The sequence below is a fragment of the Couchioplanes azureus genome, from assembly GCF_014648355.1.
Classification (GTDB): Bacteria; Actinomycetota; Actinomycetes; order Mycobacteriales; family Micromonosporaceae; genus Actinoplanes; species Actinoplanes azureus.
The window spans coordinates 188,051-206,069 of the sequence record NZ_BMQY01000011.1; the positions used below are offsets into that span (position 1 = coordinate 188,051).

Genomic DNA, 18,019 nt, shown 5'->3' on the forward strand with positions numbered 1-18,019 from the left:
CGGTTCACCATGCCGGTGTTCCGGTTCTCTGCCTCGGCACCGGTGACGGGCGGTGACCCGAGGCGGATGACGCTGTGACGACGGCGCCGGTGAGGCGGCATCCGCGCGGCGATGGAAGGGCGAGGTCGGCGCCGCGGTGGCGGAGCAGGAGGGCTGTTGCGGCGAGCAGCAGGGCCGCGGCCAGGTAGGCGCCGATGAGCAGGGCCGCGCCGTGGCCGATCGGGGGCAGGGCCACGGCGGTCAGGGCGCCGGCCGCGGCGACGACCGTCCGGTCGCGGCGTTTCCGGGCCGCTGCGGCGAGCGGGAGCAGCGCCCACAGGAGGTACCACGGCTGGACGACCGGTCCGCACAGGACGATGGTGGCGAAGACCAGGCCGAGGCCGCGGACCGGACCGACGCGGCCCTGGAACATCGCCCACAGCAGGCGGGTGACCACGACGGCGCAGACGGCCGCGCCGATCGTCACCGAGATGGTGATGGCGGTGCCGGTGATCTCCGATCCGGTCAGTCTGCCCAGGCCGCCTGCCAGGAATCCGGCCATGTTGGTCGGTGCCAGCCAGCTGTGTACGGCGGTGCTCGACCGGATCGCGCCGATCCAGCCGAAGCCGAGGCCGGAGCCGAGGGAGATCGCCGCGGTGAGCGTGGCGGCGGCGCCGAGCGTGGTCAGCGCCGTGGCGAGGGGGTTGCCGCGGCGGCGGGCCAGTTCCGCGGTCAGGCAGCACACCGCCGCGAAGCCCACCACCTTGATGGTGGCGGCCACCGTGACCAGCGTCAGTCCGGCGGCGATCCGCAGGGTGGCGGCGGTGCGGGCGCGGTCCGCGCCGTGCAGGGCGAGCTCCGTGCCGCACAGCATCAGGCCGAGCATGATGCCGTCGTTGTGGGCGCCCGCCACCAGGTGCCAGAGCACCAGCGGGTTCAGCAGGCCCAGCCACAGGGCGGACGACGGCTCGGCGCCGGCCCGGCGGGCGAGGCGCGGCAGCGCCCAGGCGATCAGCGCGACGCCGGCCAGGGCGATCAGCCGGTACAGCAGGACACCCGCCACCAGGTGCTCGCCGGTCGCCCGGGCGACGGTCCGGGAGAGGACCATCCAGGCCGGGCCGTACGGCGCCGGCGTCTCGACCCAGTAGGGGCTCACGTGCTGGGTCACCGGGGAGGCGGGCCCGAGCGCCGGCAACGGGCCCAGGGTGTACGGGTCCTGCCCGCTCGCCGCGATGACCCCCTGGGCGAGGTAGCTCCACACGTCGCCGCTGAACAGGGGCGTGGCTGCCAGGAGCGGGAGGCTCCAGGCCGCCGCGACGGCGAGCAGGACCCGGGTCTGCAGGCGCCGGTGTGCCCGGCCCAGGTGCAGCCAGGCGGCGACGACCAGGCCCATGCCGGTCAGGCTCACCGCCACCGCCACCGGCGTGGGCAGGAACCGGCCGGAGGTGGCGGCGACCATGACGACGCTGCCGATACAGCCTGTGACGACGGTGGGGAGGACCGGTGATCGCCGCGGGGGAGCCGGCGGCCGAGACGGGCGGGTTCCGGGGGAGGTGCCGGGACGAACGTCCAGCACAGCGGCACTGTGTCTCACACCGGGCTAGACGATCATCGCTCCGCGGCGGTTCTCGGGCGGCGGTGACGCCGGTCACCCGGCGGATCGGCGGAGCGGGGCCGGCGACGCGAGGTACGCGACCGGTGGCAGGGCGGCGTGGCGCGTGCGGTCAGTCGTGCGGGGGAGGGTCGGGCGGGGTGAGGGTGATGCGGGCCAGGGTCTCGCCGTCCGGGGCGAACTGGGCGTGCAGGTGGAAGCCCGGCAGCGTCCACCGGTCCCACGGCCCGTAGTCGCCCAGGAAGCGGTCGTGGTAGGGATCGCCCATCTCGACCGGGCGGCCGAGCCGCTCCCAGAGGGCCGTGCGTCGCGGGTCGGTGCCCGCTCCACCGGGGATCTCGCCGCGGTAGGAGCGGAACCCGTCGTCGCCGTGGAAGTGCAGGAACACGGTGGTCACCACGCCGTGGGCGTCGGCGGCGAGCTCCACACCGGACTCCCGGGCGAGGTAGGAGCGGGACAGGGCCGAGCTCATCGACGCGCCGGAGTGGGGGATGAGGCCGTACTTCCGGCAGATCTCCTGCACGCCGGCCTCGAGCACGCTGTGGCCCAGCAGCCGGGCCAGGTCGCCGCGGCTCTTCTCGGGCGAGGACGGCGGCGCCGGTGCGGGCATGGGGTCCGATGCCGCCGGGGAGACCGGCGCGGGCGGGTCCGCACGGTCCGCGGACGACCGGTGTGCCGGCGCCGGGCTGTAGAGCGGCTCGTTGGAGCCGAGCGAGCGGGGGCCGGGCTTGGACCCGTACCGGTCGTCCGCCCGGGCGCGGCGCTCGAGAAATCCCATGATGGCACCTCACGACGTGGAACCTGCACCATTGTGTCATTCCCGTGGCCCGCCGGCCGTAACCGGCCGTCTCCGCCCCGCGCCGGGCTGCGACGCGCTTGCGTCGTGTTCCTCCGCTGGTCACAACAATGTCGTCGGTGCGTCGTCATGATCTGCTGGACTGCTCCGCGGAACGCCCGGCGACCGTCGCCGGGCGGCGACGTCGGGAGGAAGTCGTGGCAGATCGCCGACAGGTGCTGCGTCTGGGTGCGCTCGCCGCGGGGGCGCCCGCGGTGCTGACCGCCGCCGGGGCTCCGGCCGCGGCGGCGCCACCCCGGCCACCCCGCCGGCCGGCGCTGGTCATCGGGCATCGGGGGGCGTCCGGATACCGGCCCGAGCACACCCTCGCGTCGTACGAGCTGGCCGCCCGGATGGGTGCCGACTTCATCGAGCCGGACCTCGTCGCGACGAAGGACCACGTGCTGGTGGCGCGGCACGAGCCGGAGATCGGCGGCACCACCGACGTCGCCTCGCGGCCCGAGTTCGCGTCGCGCCGGCGTACGGTCGAGATCGACGGGGTGCCGGTCACCGGCTGGTTCACGCACGACTTCACTCTCGCCGAGCTGAAGACGCTGCGCGCGACCGAGCGGATCCCCGCGGTACGCCAGCACAACACCCTGTACGACGGGCTGTTCCCGGTGCCGACGTTCCAGGAGGTGCTGCGGCTGCGCGAGCGGCTCTGCCGGGAGCTGGGCCGCGAGATCGGCGTGTATCCCGAGACCAAGCACCCCACCTACTTCCGGCGGCTGGGCCTGGACCTGGAGACGCCGCTGGTCCAGGCGTTGCGCCGGCGGGGGCTGAACCGCCGCGACGCCCCGGTCCTCGTGCAGTCCTTCGAGGCGGCCAACCTGCGGAGCCTGCACGACGACTTCCGGCTCCGCGTGCCGCTGATCTTCCTGACCAGCGCGACCGGCGGCCCGTACGGCGATCCGCAGAGCTACGCCGAGTACCTGACGCCGGCCGGGCTGCGCGAGCTCGCCCGCTACACCGACGGCATCGGACCGGAGAAGGGCCAGGTCATCCCGCGCAAGGCCGACGGCACCCTCGGCACGCCGACCGGCCTGGTCGCCGACGCGCACGCCGCGGGGTTGCGGGTCATGCCGTACACGTTCCGCGCGGAGAACCAGTTCCTGCCCGCGGAGCTGCGGTCCGGCACGGATCCGGCCGCGTACGGACGGGCGCTCGACGAGCAGGTCACGTTCCTGCGTACGGGAATCGACGGTTTCTTCACCGACCAGCCGGACATCGGCGTCCTGGCCCGGGACCTGGCCCTCGCCCCGGCCTGACGCCCGTCAGGCGGCCGGCTGGATCGCGTCCGGGCCGGCGGGTACGGCGGCCGAGCGGACGCCGCCGCCGCTGCGCTTGGCGCGGTACATCGCGGCGTCGGCGCCGCGCATCAGCGCGGCCATGTCGCCGGCGTCGGAGGGGAACAGGGCGATGCCGATGCTGGCGCCGACCGCCACGTCCAGGCCCTCGATCTCGTACGGCTCGACGAGCCGGTCGTGGATGCGGCCGGCGATCGTCGCGGCCGAGTCGGCGTCCGGGTTGCGGGTCAGCAGGATGGCGAACTCGTCCCCGCCGAGGCGGGCGACGACGTCGTGGTCGCGGACCGCCTGCTGCAGGCGCTGGCCCACCGCCTGCAGCAGCGCGTCCCCGGCGTGGTGACCCACCGTGTCGTTGACCCGCTTGAAGCCGTCGAGGTCGAGCAGGAGCAGCGCCAGCCGGCCGCCGTTCGCCGTCGCCAGCTCGACCTCGCGCCCGGCGCGGTCCATCAGGTGCGAGCGGTTCGGCAGGCCGGTCAGGGCGTCGTGGTACGCCTGCCGGGTGAGCTCGGCCATGTGCTGCTGCTCGGCCTGGCGCATCCGGGCGCCGTCGATGATGAGCGCGCCCTCCATCGCGACCTGGCGGGCGAGGTTGTGGTCGCGGCCGGACCAGTCGCGGACCGTGGTGTCGCCGCACATCACGACGCCGACCGGGCCGGACGCCGACATCAGCGGCATGGCGAGGAACGAGCGCAGCTTCATGGTGTGCACGAAGCCGCCCGTGCTGATGTCGGTGCGCTCGGTGTCGGAGATCAGGACCGGGCCGTTGATCTTCTGCATGAGCTGCCAGACCGGCGAGTCGGCCGCGCGCCGGCCGACCAGGTTGCGGCGCAGCTGGTCGCTCATCTCCTGGGTGAGGCCCACGCCGACGGCGTAGCGGATCACGCCGTCCGGGCCGACCAGGTGCACGGCCGCCCGCTCGGTGCGGAACGCCTCGCCGGTGGCCTTGGCGAGCAGCTGCCCGGCCGCCTCGACGGAGGTCGCCGTGGCGCCCTCCTCGAAGAGCTTGCGGATGGTGCTGGTGGCGTGCTCGGTGTACTGCCGGTGCACCTCGGCGGCGAGCACCTGCAGGGTGGCGGCGACCTGCAGGGCGGTCCCCGCGGCCACGTCCGGGCGGAGCTGGTCGAGGTCGGTGCCGGTCAGCACGAGCACGCCGACGGTCTGGCCGCCGATACGCAGGCGGATCGCCGTACGGTCGCCGACGCGTACCGGGGGCGCCCCGGCCGAGACGCGGAACACCCGGCCGGCGACCCGCAGGTCGTCGAGGGCCGCGGGGCCGATCGTGGCGGCGGCGCGCAGGCTGCCGTCGTCCGGGTCCAGCGTGAACACGGTGGCCGCGGTCATCCCGCACGGCTCGCTCAGCCGGCGGTCGACGAGCGCGAGGATGTGGTCCAGCGACGGGATGTCGCGGGTCATGACCTCCACGAGGTCGGCGAGCAGCTGGGACTGGCCGTCGAGCTCGGGCAGCAGCGTACCGGTGACGAGGCCGCCACCGGAGGAACGCGTCGCGCTGCTGAGGGTCACGGACCCATGAATCGGCAGCCGGAGGACGCGCCTGAGCATCCCGCGATGACGTGGTACGCGCCACCAAGGATTACCGTTTCACCGTCGGGCTCGCTGCGCCCGGACGTGACACGAGAGGAAGTACGGACATGAAGGTGTGCGTCGTCGGAACCGGCTACGTGGGGCTCACCACCGGCGTCAGCCTGGCGTTTCTCGGTCACGACGTCACCTGTGTCGATCTTGACCAGGCCAAGGTCGACCTGCTCAGGGCGGGTCGCTCGCCGATCTACGAGCCGCACATGGACGCGCTGCTGTCCGACTCGGCCGAGCGGCTGAGCTTCACGACCGACTACCGCGAGGCGGTGCCGGACGCGGAGGTGGTGTTCATCGCCGTGCAGACCCCCTCGCTGCCGGACGGCAACCCGGACCTGCAGTACCTGCGGGCGGCCGCGGAGAGCGTGGGCGAGCACATCGGCGGGGAGTTCACGGTGGTGGTCAACAAGTCGACCGTGCCGATCGGGAGCAGCAACTGGGTCGACTCGATCCTGCGGGAGTCCTTCGAGCGCACCCGGGAGAGGCGCAGCGACGGGGAGTTCTCGGTGGCCTCGAACCCCGAGTTCCTCCGTCAGGGCGCCGCGATCCAGGACACCCTGTACCCCGATCGGGTGGTCGTCGGCTCCGACAACCCGCGCAGCCTCGATGTGCTCAACCGCCTCTACCGCACCATCCTGAACCAGACGTTCACTCCGCCCACGTACCTGCCGCGCCCCAACGACCTGGGCGCCGTGCCGATGGTCTCCACCGACCTGGCCTCGGCCGAGCTGATCAAGTACGCGGCCAACGCGTTCCTGGCGCTCAAGATCAGCTTCGCCAACGAGATCGGGCAGCTCGCCGGCCGGGTCGGCGCGGACATCACCCAGGTCACCCGCGGCATCGGCCTGGACACCCGGATCGGGCCGCGGTTCCTGCAGCCGGGCATCGGCTGGGGCGGCTCCTGCTTCGGCAAGGACACCGCGGCGCTGATCGCGACCGGCGCCGAGTACCACCACGAGATGCCGATCGTGTCGGCGGCGCGCGAGGTCAACCAGCACCAGCGCCGCCTGGTGGTGGACCGGCTCCTGGACGAGCTGCGCATCCTCAAGGGCCGGCGCATCGGCCTGCTCGGCCTGGCCTTCAAGCCCAACACCGACGACATGCGCGACGCGCCGGCCCTGGACATCGCCCGCATGCTCCTCGACCGGGGTGCCCGCATCCGGGTGCACGACCCGGTCGCGGGGGAGCGGTTCCGGCGCGAGCAGCCGGACCTCGCCGGGCACCTCGCCGACGACGTGGCCGAGGTGTTCGACGACAGCGACGCGGTCGTCCTGGTCACCGAGTGGTCGCAGTACCTGGATCTGGACTGGGGCAAGCTCGCGTCGCTGATGCGGACGCCGGTGCTGCTGGACGGCCGGCACGTGCTGGACCCGGCCCGGCTCACCAGGCTCGGCTACCGCTACCTCTCGGCGACCGGCCGGTGAGCTGAGGCCTGAGGAGCCGGCGCGGGCGGCCCGGCCGCAGAGGCGCGGGCGGCCCGGCCGCAGAGGCGCGGGCCGCCCGCGGCCGCTCAGGGCAGCGGCGGGTAGGCGTTGGCCATCAGCTGGCGGAACTGGGCGGGGAACCAGGCGCCCGAGATCGGCGCGCCGCTCAGCGCGCCCGTCGGGTGGTGGCCGTTGCGGTCGTTGCCCTGGTACGCCGGGTCGCACATCCGGTCGAAGCCCTTGCCCTCGTCGTTGGGGATCGCGGTGCTGGAGCCGTCGGACTCGCCGGGCGGCTTCACCCAGACGTAGGCGTCGACGTCCGGCGCCGGTGCCGTCCTCGGGCGCTCGCCGAGGCCCGCGCCGTCCTGGTTGCACCAGTTGCCGGTGTGCAGCCGGCGGTCGGTGCGGGACTGGTCGACGAAGGTGCCGACGTCGGTGGAGGTGCTCGCCGCGGTGGGTCGGGCGGGCCCGCCCCAGCCGTTGCGCGACGTGTCGATCAGCATGCCGATGCCGGGGTCGAAGCCGACCGAGACCAGCTTGCGGCGGAACGCCTGGGCGAACGAGAGCTCGTCGACGTAGTTGTTCCAGTCGACCCACCGGGACTGGCGCACCGACGTGCCGTTCACCGTCGTGGTGACGGTGAAGTAGGGCTCGGTCAGCGCCGAGTAGTTGGCCGTGTTGGTGATGAAGCCGTGCACGGTACGGACGTCGCCGGAGGCCCGCGCCGCCTCCAGCATGACGTCCGCGCTGGGGCCGAAGTTCGAGTCCCAGCCGATCCAGCCGTGGTGGGCGGCGTCGAGATAGTTGTAGACGTTGGGGATGGCGCCGAGCCGGCGCAGCGCGTACCCGATGCCCTGCACGTAGCCGCCGTTCTGCTTCATCGTGGCGCAGGTGGCGACGTTGGTGTTGGTGACCAGGTTCGGCAGCGAGTCGATCTCGACGATGTTGACGATGCGCAGGCCGCGGTACTTCGGATCGGCCTGGATCGCGGCGATCGGGTCGATGTACTCGGTGCGGTAGCGCGGCAGGTCGTCGACGCCGAGCTCACCGTTGGAGGCCAGCGCCGAGCAGTCGCGGCCGGGCAGGTTGTAGATGACGAACTGGGCGTAGCCGGCGCCCTGGGCGACGGCGGCGTCGAGGTGGGCCCGCAGGCCCCGGCGGGTGGCGGTGCCCTCGATCGCGGCGATCCGGTCCAGCCACACCGCGGTCGGGTTGCCGGAGACGCGGTGGCCGCCGGGCTCCGCCTCGGCCAGGGCCTTCCATTCGGGGTTGACGTAACCCTCGGCGCCCGCATACGGGTTGTCGACCCGGCCGGCGGGCGGCGGGTCCGACGGCGCCCCGGCGGCGACGCCGGGCTGCGGGGCGTTGGCGACGCCGGGCCGCGGGTCGGCCACGGCGGCGTCGGTGCAGGTGAGGACGAGGGCGACGGTGGCGGCCGCGGCGGTCAGGCCGCGGGCTGCGCCGGGGGGATGTGGTCTCATGCGCGAGCGCTCCTGGGAGACAGGGCGGCGCCCGGGGGCAGGCGCTGCCGGGGAACGTCACCGCAGCGATCGACGACCGTCACTGACCGGCGACGGCTCCAGCGTATGGGAGCGCTCCCATGCGGGCAATACGTCCCGAGTGCCGAACGGCTCCAGCGGCCCGGGCGTCGACGCCTTTCCCTACGCCTGCGCGGCCACCGGGCTCTTCGGCGTCTTCATCGGACTGTCGGCCGTCGAGTTACCGATGGGACGGCGTCGCGCGGGTCGAGGTGCGCCGCCGCTCGATGCCGCCGGGCGGCAGCGTCCAGGTCGACCAGGCCGGCGACCAGCGGATCCTCTCGCTGGCCGTGGCCAGCCAGACCAGCCTGGACGGGGAGCTGTCCCGGCCGCTGACCGTCGGCGTGAAGAAGGCCGGGACCGACCCGGTGACCCCGATCCGGCTGCACGCCGACGATCCCGAGGCCCTGGCCGCGGCGGCGCGGGAACGGCTGGCATCCACCACCCCGTGAGTCCCGGGCGTTCGGTAGGCTGCCGCCACTGAGGACGCCGGACGTGACGACGGGAGCCGAGCATGCCGGAGATCTGTCTGCGCCTGGTGGCCGACGACGACCTGGACGCCATCTACGAGCAGATGCGCGACCCCGAGGCGGTCCGGATGGCCGCCTTCACCGCCGAGGACCCCGACGACCGGGCCGCCTTCGACGCGCACCTGGTGCGGCTGCGGACCGCTCCGGACATCAGGCTGCGGGCGATCACCGTCGGCGACGAGCTCGCCGGGACGATCGCGAGCTTCGCCGTCGGCAGCGACACCGAGATCACCTATTGGCTGGGCCGCGAGTGGTGGGGCCGGGGCATCGCCACCGCCGCGGTCCGGATGTTCCTGGCGACCGTTCCCGTGCGGCCCATCACGGCCCGGGCGGCCAGCGACAACGCCGGCTCGCTCGCGGTGCTGCGCAAGGCGGGCTTCCGGGTGGTCGGCAAGGAGGTCGCGTACGCCACGGCGCGCGGCCGGGAGATCGAGGAGACCGTGCTGCGCCTGGACGGGCCGCAGGCGCCGTAGGCCTTAGGATCGCCGGATGGTGATCGTCGTCCCCTACCACCAGGACGAGCGGCTCCCCGGCGACCTGCTGCCGCTGCCCGGCCGCGAACCGGTCCAGGTCGTCGACCCGCCGCTGCCGCCGGGCGACCTGTGGACCCGCCTGGCGGCCCTCGACGAGGCGGTCGCGACCGCGGTGTGCAGTGCGCCGGGCCCCGTCACGGTCGTCTCCGGCGACTGCCTGCTGGCGGTCGCCGCGCTCGCCGGCGCCCAGCGCGCCGGCCTGGACCCGGCCCTGGTGTGGTTCGACGCGCACGGCGACGTGCACACCCTGGCGAGCTCCACGTCGGGCTATCCCGGCGGGCTCTCCCTGCGGCTGGCCATGGGAGGCGACCCGGCGCTGCTGGCGGACCGCCTCGGGCTGCGCCCGGTCGCCGAGGACCGGGTGCTGCTGGTCGGCGCGCGCGACCTCGACCCGGCGGAGGTGTCGTTCCTCGCCGCCAGCCGGGTACGCCGCACGACCGTCACCGGCCTCTGCGCCGCCGACGCGCCGGAGGGCCCGCTGATCGTGCACGTCGACCTGGACGTGGTCGACCCGGCGGAGCTGCCGGGCCTGCTCTTCCCGGCCCCGGGTGGCCCGCCGGCGTCCGAGGTGGTCGCGGCGGTGCAGCGGCTGCGCGCCACCGGCCGGGTCGCGGTCCTGGACATCGCCTGCCCGTGGCAGCGGGTCCCGGACCCGTCCGGCCGCACCGCGCTGCTGGACGCGCTGATCCCCCACGACGCCGGTCAGTGACGACGACGCCGGTGCCCCGCCGCGTGGGCGGGGCACCGGCATCTACCCCTCGTGAAGGTCTCGGGTGCCCGTTCAGGGATGCAGACGGGCGGGCAGGCCCGGGTGCCGGGTGGACCGGTTGCGCAGGCGCAGGCGCAGCAGGAGGCCGACGCCGAGGAAGACGAGCACCGCCCCGACGATGAGGCCCGGGCCCAACAGCGACGGCGTGCCGCCGCTGGACGAGGCCGGGACTCCGGCAATGGAGTCACGCGTCGGGTCGGGCTGCGGTGTGGCCTCCTCGTCCTCTCCGGCGGACGCTTGCGGATCGTCCGGCTCGGGCGACGGCGACTCGCTGGGTGCCGCGGCGCCCTCCTGCCCGACGACGGCGGTCTGCGCGGACGTCTCCTGCAACAGCGTGCCGCCCGCGCTGAACGCCTGGGGGGCGAAGCGGACCCGGCCGCTGTCGGCGTCGTCGTCGACGCTGATCCGGTAGCGGGCGGTGACCGTACGGCCGCGGCAGAGCTCGCCCGGGTCGGGCTGCTCGTCGGTGATCCGCGCGGTGTCGTCCTCGCGCTGGATCTGGACGGGGAAGTCGTCGTCGCCCTCCACCCGCTCCACCTCGACCTCGTCGAGGTCGGGGCCCTCGACCTGCATCACCAGCGACCAGCGCACCTTCTGGCAGCGGCGGCGGTCGCTGGACGCCACGACGGTGAGGGTCCGGCTCTCGGCTCCGGCCCCGAAGGCCGGCGGCAGCTCGGTGACGCGTACCTCGAAGCCGGGTTCCACCGCGGTGGCCCGGCCGGGAAGGGCGAGGGTCGCCACGGCCACGGCCAAGGCGGTCGCCGCCAGCGCAGCGCGATGCCGCACAGCAATCATCTCCTCACGGAACGTCATCGAAAGGTCCGCATCACGAGGTAGTTCGGTGGAGCGGCGCGAAAGGTTCACCAGGAGAAGAGGATCACTACGGACGAGACATTCACTTTCGCGGCCCTTAAGGTGGCCGGGCCGGCGTTTCCCCTGGTCAGAGCCCTTCGACGCGGACGGGTTAGCAGGGTCGCGCAAACTCGTCGGTAATAAAGTTCCGGATCGTTCATCCGAACCGGCCCGCCACACGTAGATGGGGGAGGGCAGGGACCGGCGACGACGCACCGTGAGGAAAGGAAGGACCACCGGACCGCCCGACAGTAACGAGCGCGGGGCATCCCCCACGGATGCCGGCGTCTGCGAACGCCCACGACGGACGCCTTGACCGCTGCGGAGAACGAGGAGCCATGGCCCGGACGAAGACGAAAGAACGATCCACCACTCGGGTGGACGTGGAGATGGAATCCACGGGTGGCCGGACCCCACCGTCCAAGCTCACCGTCGCCCTGTTCGGTACGTCGGTCGTCGCGGCGCTGTGGGCCGTGATGATGCTCATCCCGGCCGGACGCGTCGCGTGGGTCTACATCTTCTACTACCTCGAGTTCTACATGGGCGTCGTGTCGCTCGTGTCGCTCTCGATCACGATCATGGTCGGTCTGGTCTCCACCGACCGCCTGGTGCTCTCGATCCGCCAGCGCCTGCTGCTGCAGTCCGCCCACCGGACGACCGGCGTCATGGCCATCTCCGCCCTCGGCGTGCACGTCTGGACCAAGTTCGCCGAGGAACACATCCAGCTGATCGACGTGTTCATCCCGTTCCTGTACCAGGGGATCAACCGGGCCTACGTCGGGTTCGGCACCATCTCCGGCTGGATCATGGTGCTGGTGATGTGGACCGGCATCGCCCGGGCCCGGTTCATCGGCCGCGGCAAGCCGTGGATGTGGCGCGCCGTGCACAGCGTCTCCTACCTGATGTGGCCGATCGCCCTGCTGCACGGGCTCAACGCGGGCCGGCTCGCCGCCACCTGGGTCAACGTCAGCTACGTGGTCTGCGTGCTGGGCGTGCTCATCGGCCTCGCGGTCCGCATCGCGGTCAGCCTCAACCGGCGCAAGGACTTCGCCTCGCAGGCCGGCACGGCGGGCGGTACGGGCGGCATGAAGCCGGTCGGCAAGCTGACGTCCACCGGGCCCATCGTCAAGGGCCGCGGCTCGCGGACGCGCGGCGACGACCCGATCGTCTCCGACCGCGCCGGCGCCGTCGAGGCATGGGTGCCCGCCGCGCCGCCCCGGGCCGCCGCCCCCGCCGAGCCCGCCGCCCGGCCGGTCAGCCCGGCCGCGCCGGCCGGCGCCCCGTCCGCCGAGCGCCGCCCGCGCCGCCGGGTCGACGAGGACGAGCGTGCCCGGCGCCACCGCGACTACGTCGACGCCCCCACCCAGCGTTGGGACTTCGCGGACGAGGACGACATGCCGGCGGCGCGCTCCCGCTACGCCGACGACGCCCCCGCCCCGCGCCAGCGCCGCGCCGCCGCGGCCGAGCGGTTCGACGAGCCGACCCGGGCGATCTCGCGCCGCGCCCTCGAGGAGAGGCCGCGCCGCTACGCCGACGAGGAGGAGATGCCGGCCCCGGCCGGGCGCCGCCGGGCCGGCGAGGCATACGAGGAGACTCCTCGTCCCCGCGCGCGCCGCTACGCCGACACCGAGCTCGAGGACGAGCCGGCCCCGCGCTCCCGGGGCCGCCGCTCCGCCGCCGAGGACGACGCCGTGCCGGTCCCGCGGGGCCGCCGGGCGCCGGACGACGACCCGCCGCGCTCGCGCTACGCCGACGACGAGCCGGCGCCGCCACGCCGCTACGCCGACGACGACCGGTACGCCGGCGAGCGGTACGCCGACGACGACCGGTACGCCGACGCCCCGCGCCGCCGCGCCGCCCGGTACGCCGAGGACGACCCGCCCCGGGCGGCACGTCCGCCCCGGTACGGCGACGATCGTCCGTCCCGCGGGACGCGGTCCTCCCGCTACGCCGAGGACGAGGACGATGCGCCCCGGGCCCGGCGCGACCGGGGCGCGGACATCGATCGCGCCGACTCGGGGCGGCACAGCCGCAGCGAGTTCGTGGACCTGGCCGGTGGGGAGCCGGCCGCGGCCTACGACGACCCGAACTACCTGGAGCCCGACGAGACGCCGACGCTCGTGGACATGGCGCAGCGGCGGGCCCGCAAGGCGACACAGCAGGAACCCGTGCGGACGGGGTCGGGCCGGGGGGCCCGCCGAGGATCCCGCTCCCGTACGACCGATGAGACGGCTGACGACCGGTACTGGGCGCAGCTGCGGGGAGAAGCACAGTGATGCAGCGCAGGGGATGCAGTAAGGGACGCCGCGGCCTCGCCGCGCGGAGTGGGGCGTCGGCGTGAGCGGCAGCAAGGTTCCGCCCGTCACCTCGATCGGCACGCCGCGGCTCACGGCGGGGTTCGACGAGTACGGGCGGCTCGACCTCCTGGCACACCAGGAGGTGCACGGCGGGTTCGCCGCCCTCTCCAGCGGGGAGCTGATCGGCCTGGCCGACCGGATCGAGCTGCGCGGGCGCGGTGGCGCGGGCTTCCCGTTCGCCCGCAAGGTGCGCGCGGTACTCGACTCGTGCCGCCGCCAGGACCTGCCGCCGATCATCGTCGTCAACGCCACCGAGGGCGAGCCGCCCTCGTGGAAGGACAAGGCGATCCTCACCCGGGCGCCGCACCTGATCCTCGACGGCGCCGCGCTGGCCGCGGCCGCGCTCGACGCCGAGGACATCGTGATCGGCGTGGCCGACGACGGCATCGGCCAGGACTCGCTCGCCGCGGCCCTCGCCGAGCGCCGGATGCCGGTGCCCACCCGGATCGTGACCGTGCCGCACCGGTTCATCTCCGGCGAGGGCGGTGCCCTGGTCCGCGGCATCAACGGGGAGGCGCACATCCCGCCCGGCCGCAAGGTGCGCTCCAGCGACAACGGCGTCGCGGGCCTGCCCACCCTGCTGTCCAACGCGGAGACGTACTCGCAGCTCGCCATCGCGGCCCGGCTGGGCCCGTGGGAGTACAACGCGGTGGGCATCCCCGAGGAGCCGGGCACGGTCATGCTGACCGTCGGCGGCTCGTCGACCGCCCCCGCCGTGGTCGAGGCTCCCACCGGCACCCCGCTCATGGAGGTGCTGGAGATGTGCGGCGCGGACATCGGACCCGGCCTGCTGGTCGGCGGCTACCACGGCAAGTGGATCAGCGCCGAGGCGGCCAAGACGGTCACCATCTCGCGCAAGGGCTTCGCCAAGGTCGGCGGCACGCTGGGCGCCGGCATGCTGATCCCGATCGGCTCGCAGACCTGCCCGCTGGGCGAGGTGGCCCAGGTGGTGCAGTATCTCGCCGGCGAGTCCGCCGGGCAGTGCGGCCCGTGCCGGCTCGGCCTGCCCGACCTGGCGCGGGCGGTGACCCTGGTGGCGCTCGGCGGCAGCGCGCTGGAGAACGTGCGCCAGGCCGCCGGCGTGGTCAAGGGCCGTGGTGCCTGCAGCCACCCGGACGGCACCTCGCGCTTCGCCCTCTCGGCGCTCGAGGTCTTCGCCCGCGACGTCGAGCTGCATGCCAACGGCGAGGGCTGCGGCAAGCAGGTACGCGGCATCCTGCCGCTGCCGTACCACCAGCAGCAGGGCGCGCGGAAGCTGGCGCTGGACTGGTCGCGGTGCGACGGGCACGGGCTCTGCTCGGCGGTCGCGCCCGAGATCATCCGGCTGGACGCGAACGGCTTCCCGGCGTTCCCGCAGACCCCGCTGCCGCCGTGGCTGGAGAACGGCGCGCGCAAGGCCGTCAACGTCTGCCCGGCCCTGGCGCTGCGGCTCACGGAGGCGGGCAAGAAGTGAGGATCGGGGTCCTGCTCGCGACGGCCGCCGCGCTGGCGGCGGCCGGCTGCGGCACCACCGCGGCACCCGCGGCGCAGCCGCCTGCCGGGGCGTCCGGCGCGCAGCCGCCTGCCGGGGCGTCCGGCGCGCAGCCGCCCGCGTCGCGGCCGGCGGGCGGGGCCGGGGCCGGCACGGTGCCCGCGTCGCTGACGTTCACGGGCCGGACCCTCGACGGCAAGCCCTTCGACGCCGCCACGCTGGCGGGCAAGCCCACGATCCTGTGGTTCTGGGCGCCGTGGTGCGCCACCTGCGCCAGCCAGGCGATGTCCATCGCCGACGTCCGCGAGGAGTACGGCGACCGCCTCAACATCCTGGGCATCGGCGGCATGGGCGGCAACGAGGAGATGCACGAGTTCGTCGCCGACCTCGAGGTGGGTTCCGTGCCTCACCTGGACGACGAGGCCGGCACGCTCTGGAAGAAGTTCGGCATCACCGAGCAGAGCACGTACGTGATCATCGACCGCACGGGCCGGACCGTGGTCACCGGCTACCTCGACGATCTGCAGCTGACGTCGAAGGTCAAGGCGCTGGTGGCCTGAGCTGTGGAGGCGCCGCTGCTGCTCGCACTCACGGCCGGGATGCTCGGTGCGGTCAACCCGTGCGGCTTCGCGTTGCTGCCCGCGTACCTGTCGGTCCTGCTGGCCTCGCAGGACGGCCCGGACCGGCCGCGCGCGGGTCTCGCGGCCCTGCGCCGGGCCCTGGCCTGCACGGCCGCGCTGACCCTGGGCTACGTCACGGTCTTCGCGGGCTTCGGACTGGTCCTCACGCCGCTGGCGGGGTGGCTGCAGCCGCGCCTGCCGTGGCTGACCGTGATCCTCGGGCTGGGCCTGGCGCTGCTCGGCGGCTGGCTGCTCGCGGGCCGCTCGCTGCCGGTGCCGGGCCGGGGGATGCGGGCGCCGCGCCTGACCGGCACGGCGGCGTCGATGGTGCTCTTCGGCATGGCGTACGCGGTGGCGTCGCTCGGCTGCGCGATCGGGCCGTTCCTCGCGCTGGTGGTCTCCAGCCTGCGCGCCGGATCGGTCGGGGCGGGCCTGGCGCTGTTCGTCAGCTACGCGGCGGGGATGGGCCTGGTGATCGGGGTCACGGCGGTCGCCGTCGCCCTGGCCCGGGTCTCCGCGCTGGCCCGGCTGCGGCGGGTCGCGGCGTACGTCCCGCGGGCCGGCGGCGCCGTGCTCGTGGCCGCCGGCGCGTACGTGGCCTACTACGGCTGGTACGAGCTGCGCCTTGCCGGCGACCGGCGCGCCTCCGGCCGCGATCCCGTGGTCAACCTGGCCTCGGACCTGCAGCGGCAGCTGAGCGACCTGGTCGGCCGGCTCGGCGCGGGCGGGTTCCTGCTCGCGCTGGCCGTCCTCGTGCTGGCCGCGCTCCTGCTGTCGCGCCGCCGCGCCCCGGCGGGAGGCTGATGGTCGTGGACATCGCGGATCGCGCCGACCCCCTGCGCCGGGGCGACCCCGGGTGGCTGGGCGACTACCGGCTGCTCGGCCGGCTCGGCGCGGGCGGCATGGGCGTGGTCTACCTGGCCGAGGACCGGGACGACACGCTCGTGGCGATCAAGCTCATCCACTCCTCGCTGTCGCACGACCCGGAGTTCCGGCACCGCTTCCGCAGTGAGGTCGAGCGGGCCCGGCAGGTGCCCTCGTTCTGCACGGCCGAGGTGCTCGACGCCGACCTCGACCACGACCCGCCGTACCTGGTGGTCGAGTACGTGGACGGGCCGAGCCTGGCCGACGTGGTGGAGGAGCGCGGCCCGCTGCGGTCCGCCGCGCTGCACTCGCTGGCCGTCGGGGTGGCCACGGCGCTGTCCGGGATCCACGGCGCCGGCGTCATCCACCGCGACCTCAAGCCGGACAACGTGCTGCTCGCGCCGGGCAGCCCGAAGGTCATCGACTTCGGCATCGCCCGGGCGTTCGAGGCGACCAGCCAGCACACGCGCACCGACCAGATGGTGGGGACCGTGGCGTACATGGCGCCGGAGCGGTTCTCCTCCGCGCCGGGCACGGCGCTGACCGCGGCGGCGGACGTGTTCGGGTGGGGCTGCGTGGTGGCGTACGCCGGCACCGGCCGGACGCCGTTCCAGGGCGACTCGCCGACGTCGACCGCCGGGCGGATCCTCACCCAGCCGCCCTACCTGGCGGGCCTGCCGGAGCCGCTGCGGGACATCGTCGCGCTCGCCCTGGCCAAGGAGCCCGGGCAGCGCCCGAGCGCCCGGGAACTGCTGGACCTGCTGCTGGGCGACCGTCCGGTGGCCCGCCCGCAGGCCCGGCCGCAACCCGCGGCCGCCGCACCCCCGCGGCCGCAGGCCCAGGACCGGCGCACCCTCGTGGCCCAGGACCGGCGCACCCTCGTGGCGCAGGACCGGCGGGTGCTCGTCGCGGCGCCGGGCGGCGGCGCGCCGCCGGCCCCCGGCGGGCGTACCCGCGGCCACACCCTGCTGGCCACCCTGGCGGTGCTGCTCGTCCTCGCCGGCGTCGGCACGGTCGCCTTCGTGCTGAACGCCGGCGCGCGGAGCCGTACGCCGGTCGTGACGTCGCCCGCCCCGGACGGCGGCGCGGGGGCCGGAGCCCAGGCGTCGGCGGATCCGGACCCGCCGGAGGAATCCGAGCCGCAGGAGCCGACCGGCGGTGAGCCGCTCATCCAGGACTCCCTCGACCGGCCCGGGCAGTGGTTCGACAGCCAGACCCGCGCGGGGGACGCCCGGTGTGTCATCCGCGGTGGTCTGCGCGCCGAGCTGGCCGGCGCCGGCGCCGGCGCCTTCCAGTGCCTCGGACCCACCGGGGACGTCCCGGACGACGCCGGGATCGAGGTGACCGCGACCCTGCTGACGGCCGGGAGCTGCGCCGTCGTCTGGTTCCACTGGGACGACGAGGCCGGCGGTCAGGCCCTGGACGTCTGCGAGGACGAGATCGCCGTGGCCGCGGAGACGTCGTCCGGCCGTACGGTCCTGGACAGCGCGCGCCTGGAGGACCGCGTACCGCTGCGCGAGCCGACCCGCGTCCACCTCGTGGTCCGCGCGGAAGCGGTCCAGGTCTTCCTGGGCGGCGAGTTCGCCGGCGAGCTCGAGCTGCCCGGCGACGGCCCGGACACCGGCCAGGTCAGGCTGGGTCTGAGCGCCGAGGAGCCAACCGCCGGGCCGCCGTACGCGGTCACCTTCGCCGACGTCGACATCCGCTCACTCCCCGCCGCCGGATGAGCGCAAGT

The 18,019-nt window shown here is 74.5% G+C and carries 15 protein-coding genes; 10 read left to right on the plus strand and 5 right to left on the minus strand.

Translation table 11 applies throughout. The features are described 5' to 3' along the window. Positions 1-4: 4 nt before the first annotated feature. Together mptB and IEY99_RS29845 are read right to left on the minus strand one after the other, a co-directional pair. The gene (gene mptB / locus IEY99_RS29840; protein WP_189207426.1) at positions 5-1,438 is read right to left on the minus strand and encodes a polyprenol phosphomannose-dependent alpha 1,6 mannosyltransferase MptB; all 1,434 of its coding nucleotides are present in this window, start codon (positions 1,436-1,438) and stop codon (positions 5-7) included. 265 nt (positions 1,439-1,703) lie between these two features. Further along, positions 1,704-2,369, minus strand: coding sequence for a DUF6392 family protein (locus IEY99_RS29845; RefSeq protein ID WP_189207427.1), 666 nt, complete (start codon positions 2,367-2,369; stop codon positions 1,704-1,706). A gap of 215 nt (positions 2,370-2,584) precedes the next feature. Here IEY99_RS29845 and IEY99_RS29850 point away from each other — a divergent pair, with 215 nt between their 5' ends. Continuing rightward, entirely contained in the window at positions 2,585-3,694 is a 1,110-nt protein-coding gene (locus IEY99_RS29850) for a glycerophosphodiester phosphodiesterase (protein WP_229799367.1), read from the plus strand. A 6-nt stretch (positions 3,695-3,700) separates the two neighbouring features. Here IEY99_RS29850 and IEY99_RS29855 read toward each other — a convergent pair whose 3' ends face one another. Then, positions 3,701-5,254 (minus strand): sensor domain-containing diguanylate cyclase, encoded by a 1,554-nt coding sequence (locus IEY99_RS29855; protein ID WP_229799368.1) that lies wholly within the window; start codon positions 5,252-5,254, stop codon positions 3,701-3,703. 128 nt (positions 5,255-5,382) lie between these two features. Between IEY99_RS29855 and IEY99_RS29860 the strand changes: the two genes are divergently transcribed. Further along, positions 5,383-6,750 (plus strand): UDP-glucose dehydrogenase family protein, encoded by a 1,368-nt coding sequence (locus IEY99_RS29860; protein ID WP_189207429.1) that lies wholly within the window; start codon positions 5,383-5,385, stop codon positions 6,748-6,750. Positions 6,751-6,836: 86 nt separating this feature from the next. Here the strand turns inward: IEY99_RS29860 and IEY99_RS29865 are convergent, their stop codons facing one another. After that, a complete protein-coding gene (locus IEY99_RS29865; protein ID WP_189207430.1) occupies positions 6,837-8,231 on the minus strand; it encodes a glycoside hydrolase family 6 protein in 1,395 nt (464 codons plus the stop codon). Positions 8,232-8,500: 269 nt separating this feature from the next. Here IEY99_RS29865 and IEY99_RS29870 point away from each other — a divergent pair, with 269 nt between their 5' ends. From IEY99_RS29870 to IEY99_RS29880, 3 genes are all read left to right on the plus strand, one after another. Beyond that, complete coding sequence (locus IEY99_RS29870; protein WP_189207431.1) at positions 8,501-8,740, plus strand: hypothetical protein; 240 nt, start codon at positions 8,501-8,503, stop codon at positions 8,738-8,740. Positions 8,741-8,802: 62 nt separating this feature from the next. Beyond that, entirely contained in the window at positions 8,803-9,291 is a 489-nt protein-coding gene (locus IEY99_RS29875; protein ID WP_189207432.1) for a GNAT family N-acetyltransferase, read from the plus strand. 16 nt (positions 9,292-9,307) lie between these two features. Next, the gene (locus IEY99_RS29880) at positions 9,308-10,060 is read left to right on the plus strand and encodes an arginase family protein (protein ID WP_189207433.1); all 753 of its coding nucleotides are present in this window, start codon (positions 9,308-9,310) and stop codon (positions 10,058-10,060) included. Between the two features lie 72 nt (positions 10,061-10,132). Here the strand turns inward: IEY99_RS29880 and IEY99_RS29885 are convergent, their stop codons facing one another. Then, positions 10,133-10,906 (minus strand): hypothetical protein, encoded by a 774-nt coding sequence (locus IEY99_RS29885; protein WP_189207434.1) that lies wholly within the window; start codon positions 10,904-10,906, stop codon positions 10,133-10,135. A gap of 455 nt (positions 10,907-11,361) precedes the next feature. Between IEY99_RS29885 and IEY99_RS35020 the strand changes: the two genes are divergently transcribed. The 5 genes from IEY99_RS35020 (at position 11,362) to IEY99_RS29910 (ending at position 18,011) form a co-directional block, all read left to right on the plus strand. Continuing rightward, entirely contained in the window at positions 11,362-13,248 is a 1,887-nt protein-coding gene (locus IEY99_RS35020) for a translation initiation factor III (protein WP_268245156.1), read from the plus strand. A gap of 61 nt (positions 13,249-13,309) precedes the next feature. Next, positions 13,310-14,782 carry an NADH-quinone oxidoreductase subunit NuoF family protein gene (locus IEY99_RS29895; protein ID WP_189207436.1) on the plus strand — a complete coding sequence of 491 codons (1,473 nt, stop codon included), beginning with the start codon at positions 13,310-13,312 and terminating at the stop codon, positions 14,780-14,782. Beyond that, positions 14,779-15,360, plus strand: coding sequence for a TlpA family protein disulfide reductase (locus IEY99_RS29900; protein ID WP_229799369.1), 582 nt, complete (start codon positions 14,779-14,781; stop codon positions 15,358-15,360). Before IEY99_RS29895 ends, IEY99_RS29900 begins: the two co-directional genes overlap by 4 nt. 3 nt (positions 15,361-15,363) lie before the next feature. Beyond that, a complete protein-coding gene (locus IEY99_RS29905; RefSeq protein ID WP_189207437.1) occupies positions 15,364-16,224 on the plus strand; it encodes a cytochrome c biogenesis CcdA family protein in 861 nt (286 codons plus the stop codon). 5 nt (positions 16,225-16,229) lie between these two features. After that, positions 16,230-18,011 carry a serine/threonine-protein kinase gene (locus IEY99_RS29910; protein ID WP_373293464.1) on the plus strand — a complete coding sequence of 594 codons (1,782 nt, stop codon included), beginning with the start codon at positions 16,230-16,232 and terminating at the stop codon, positions 18,009-18,011. The last annotated feature ends 8 nt before the right edge of the window (positions 18,012-18,019 follow it).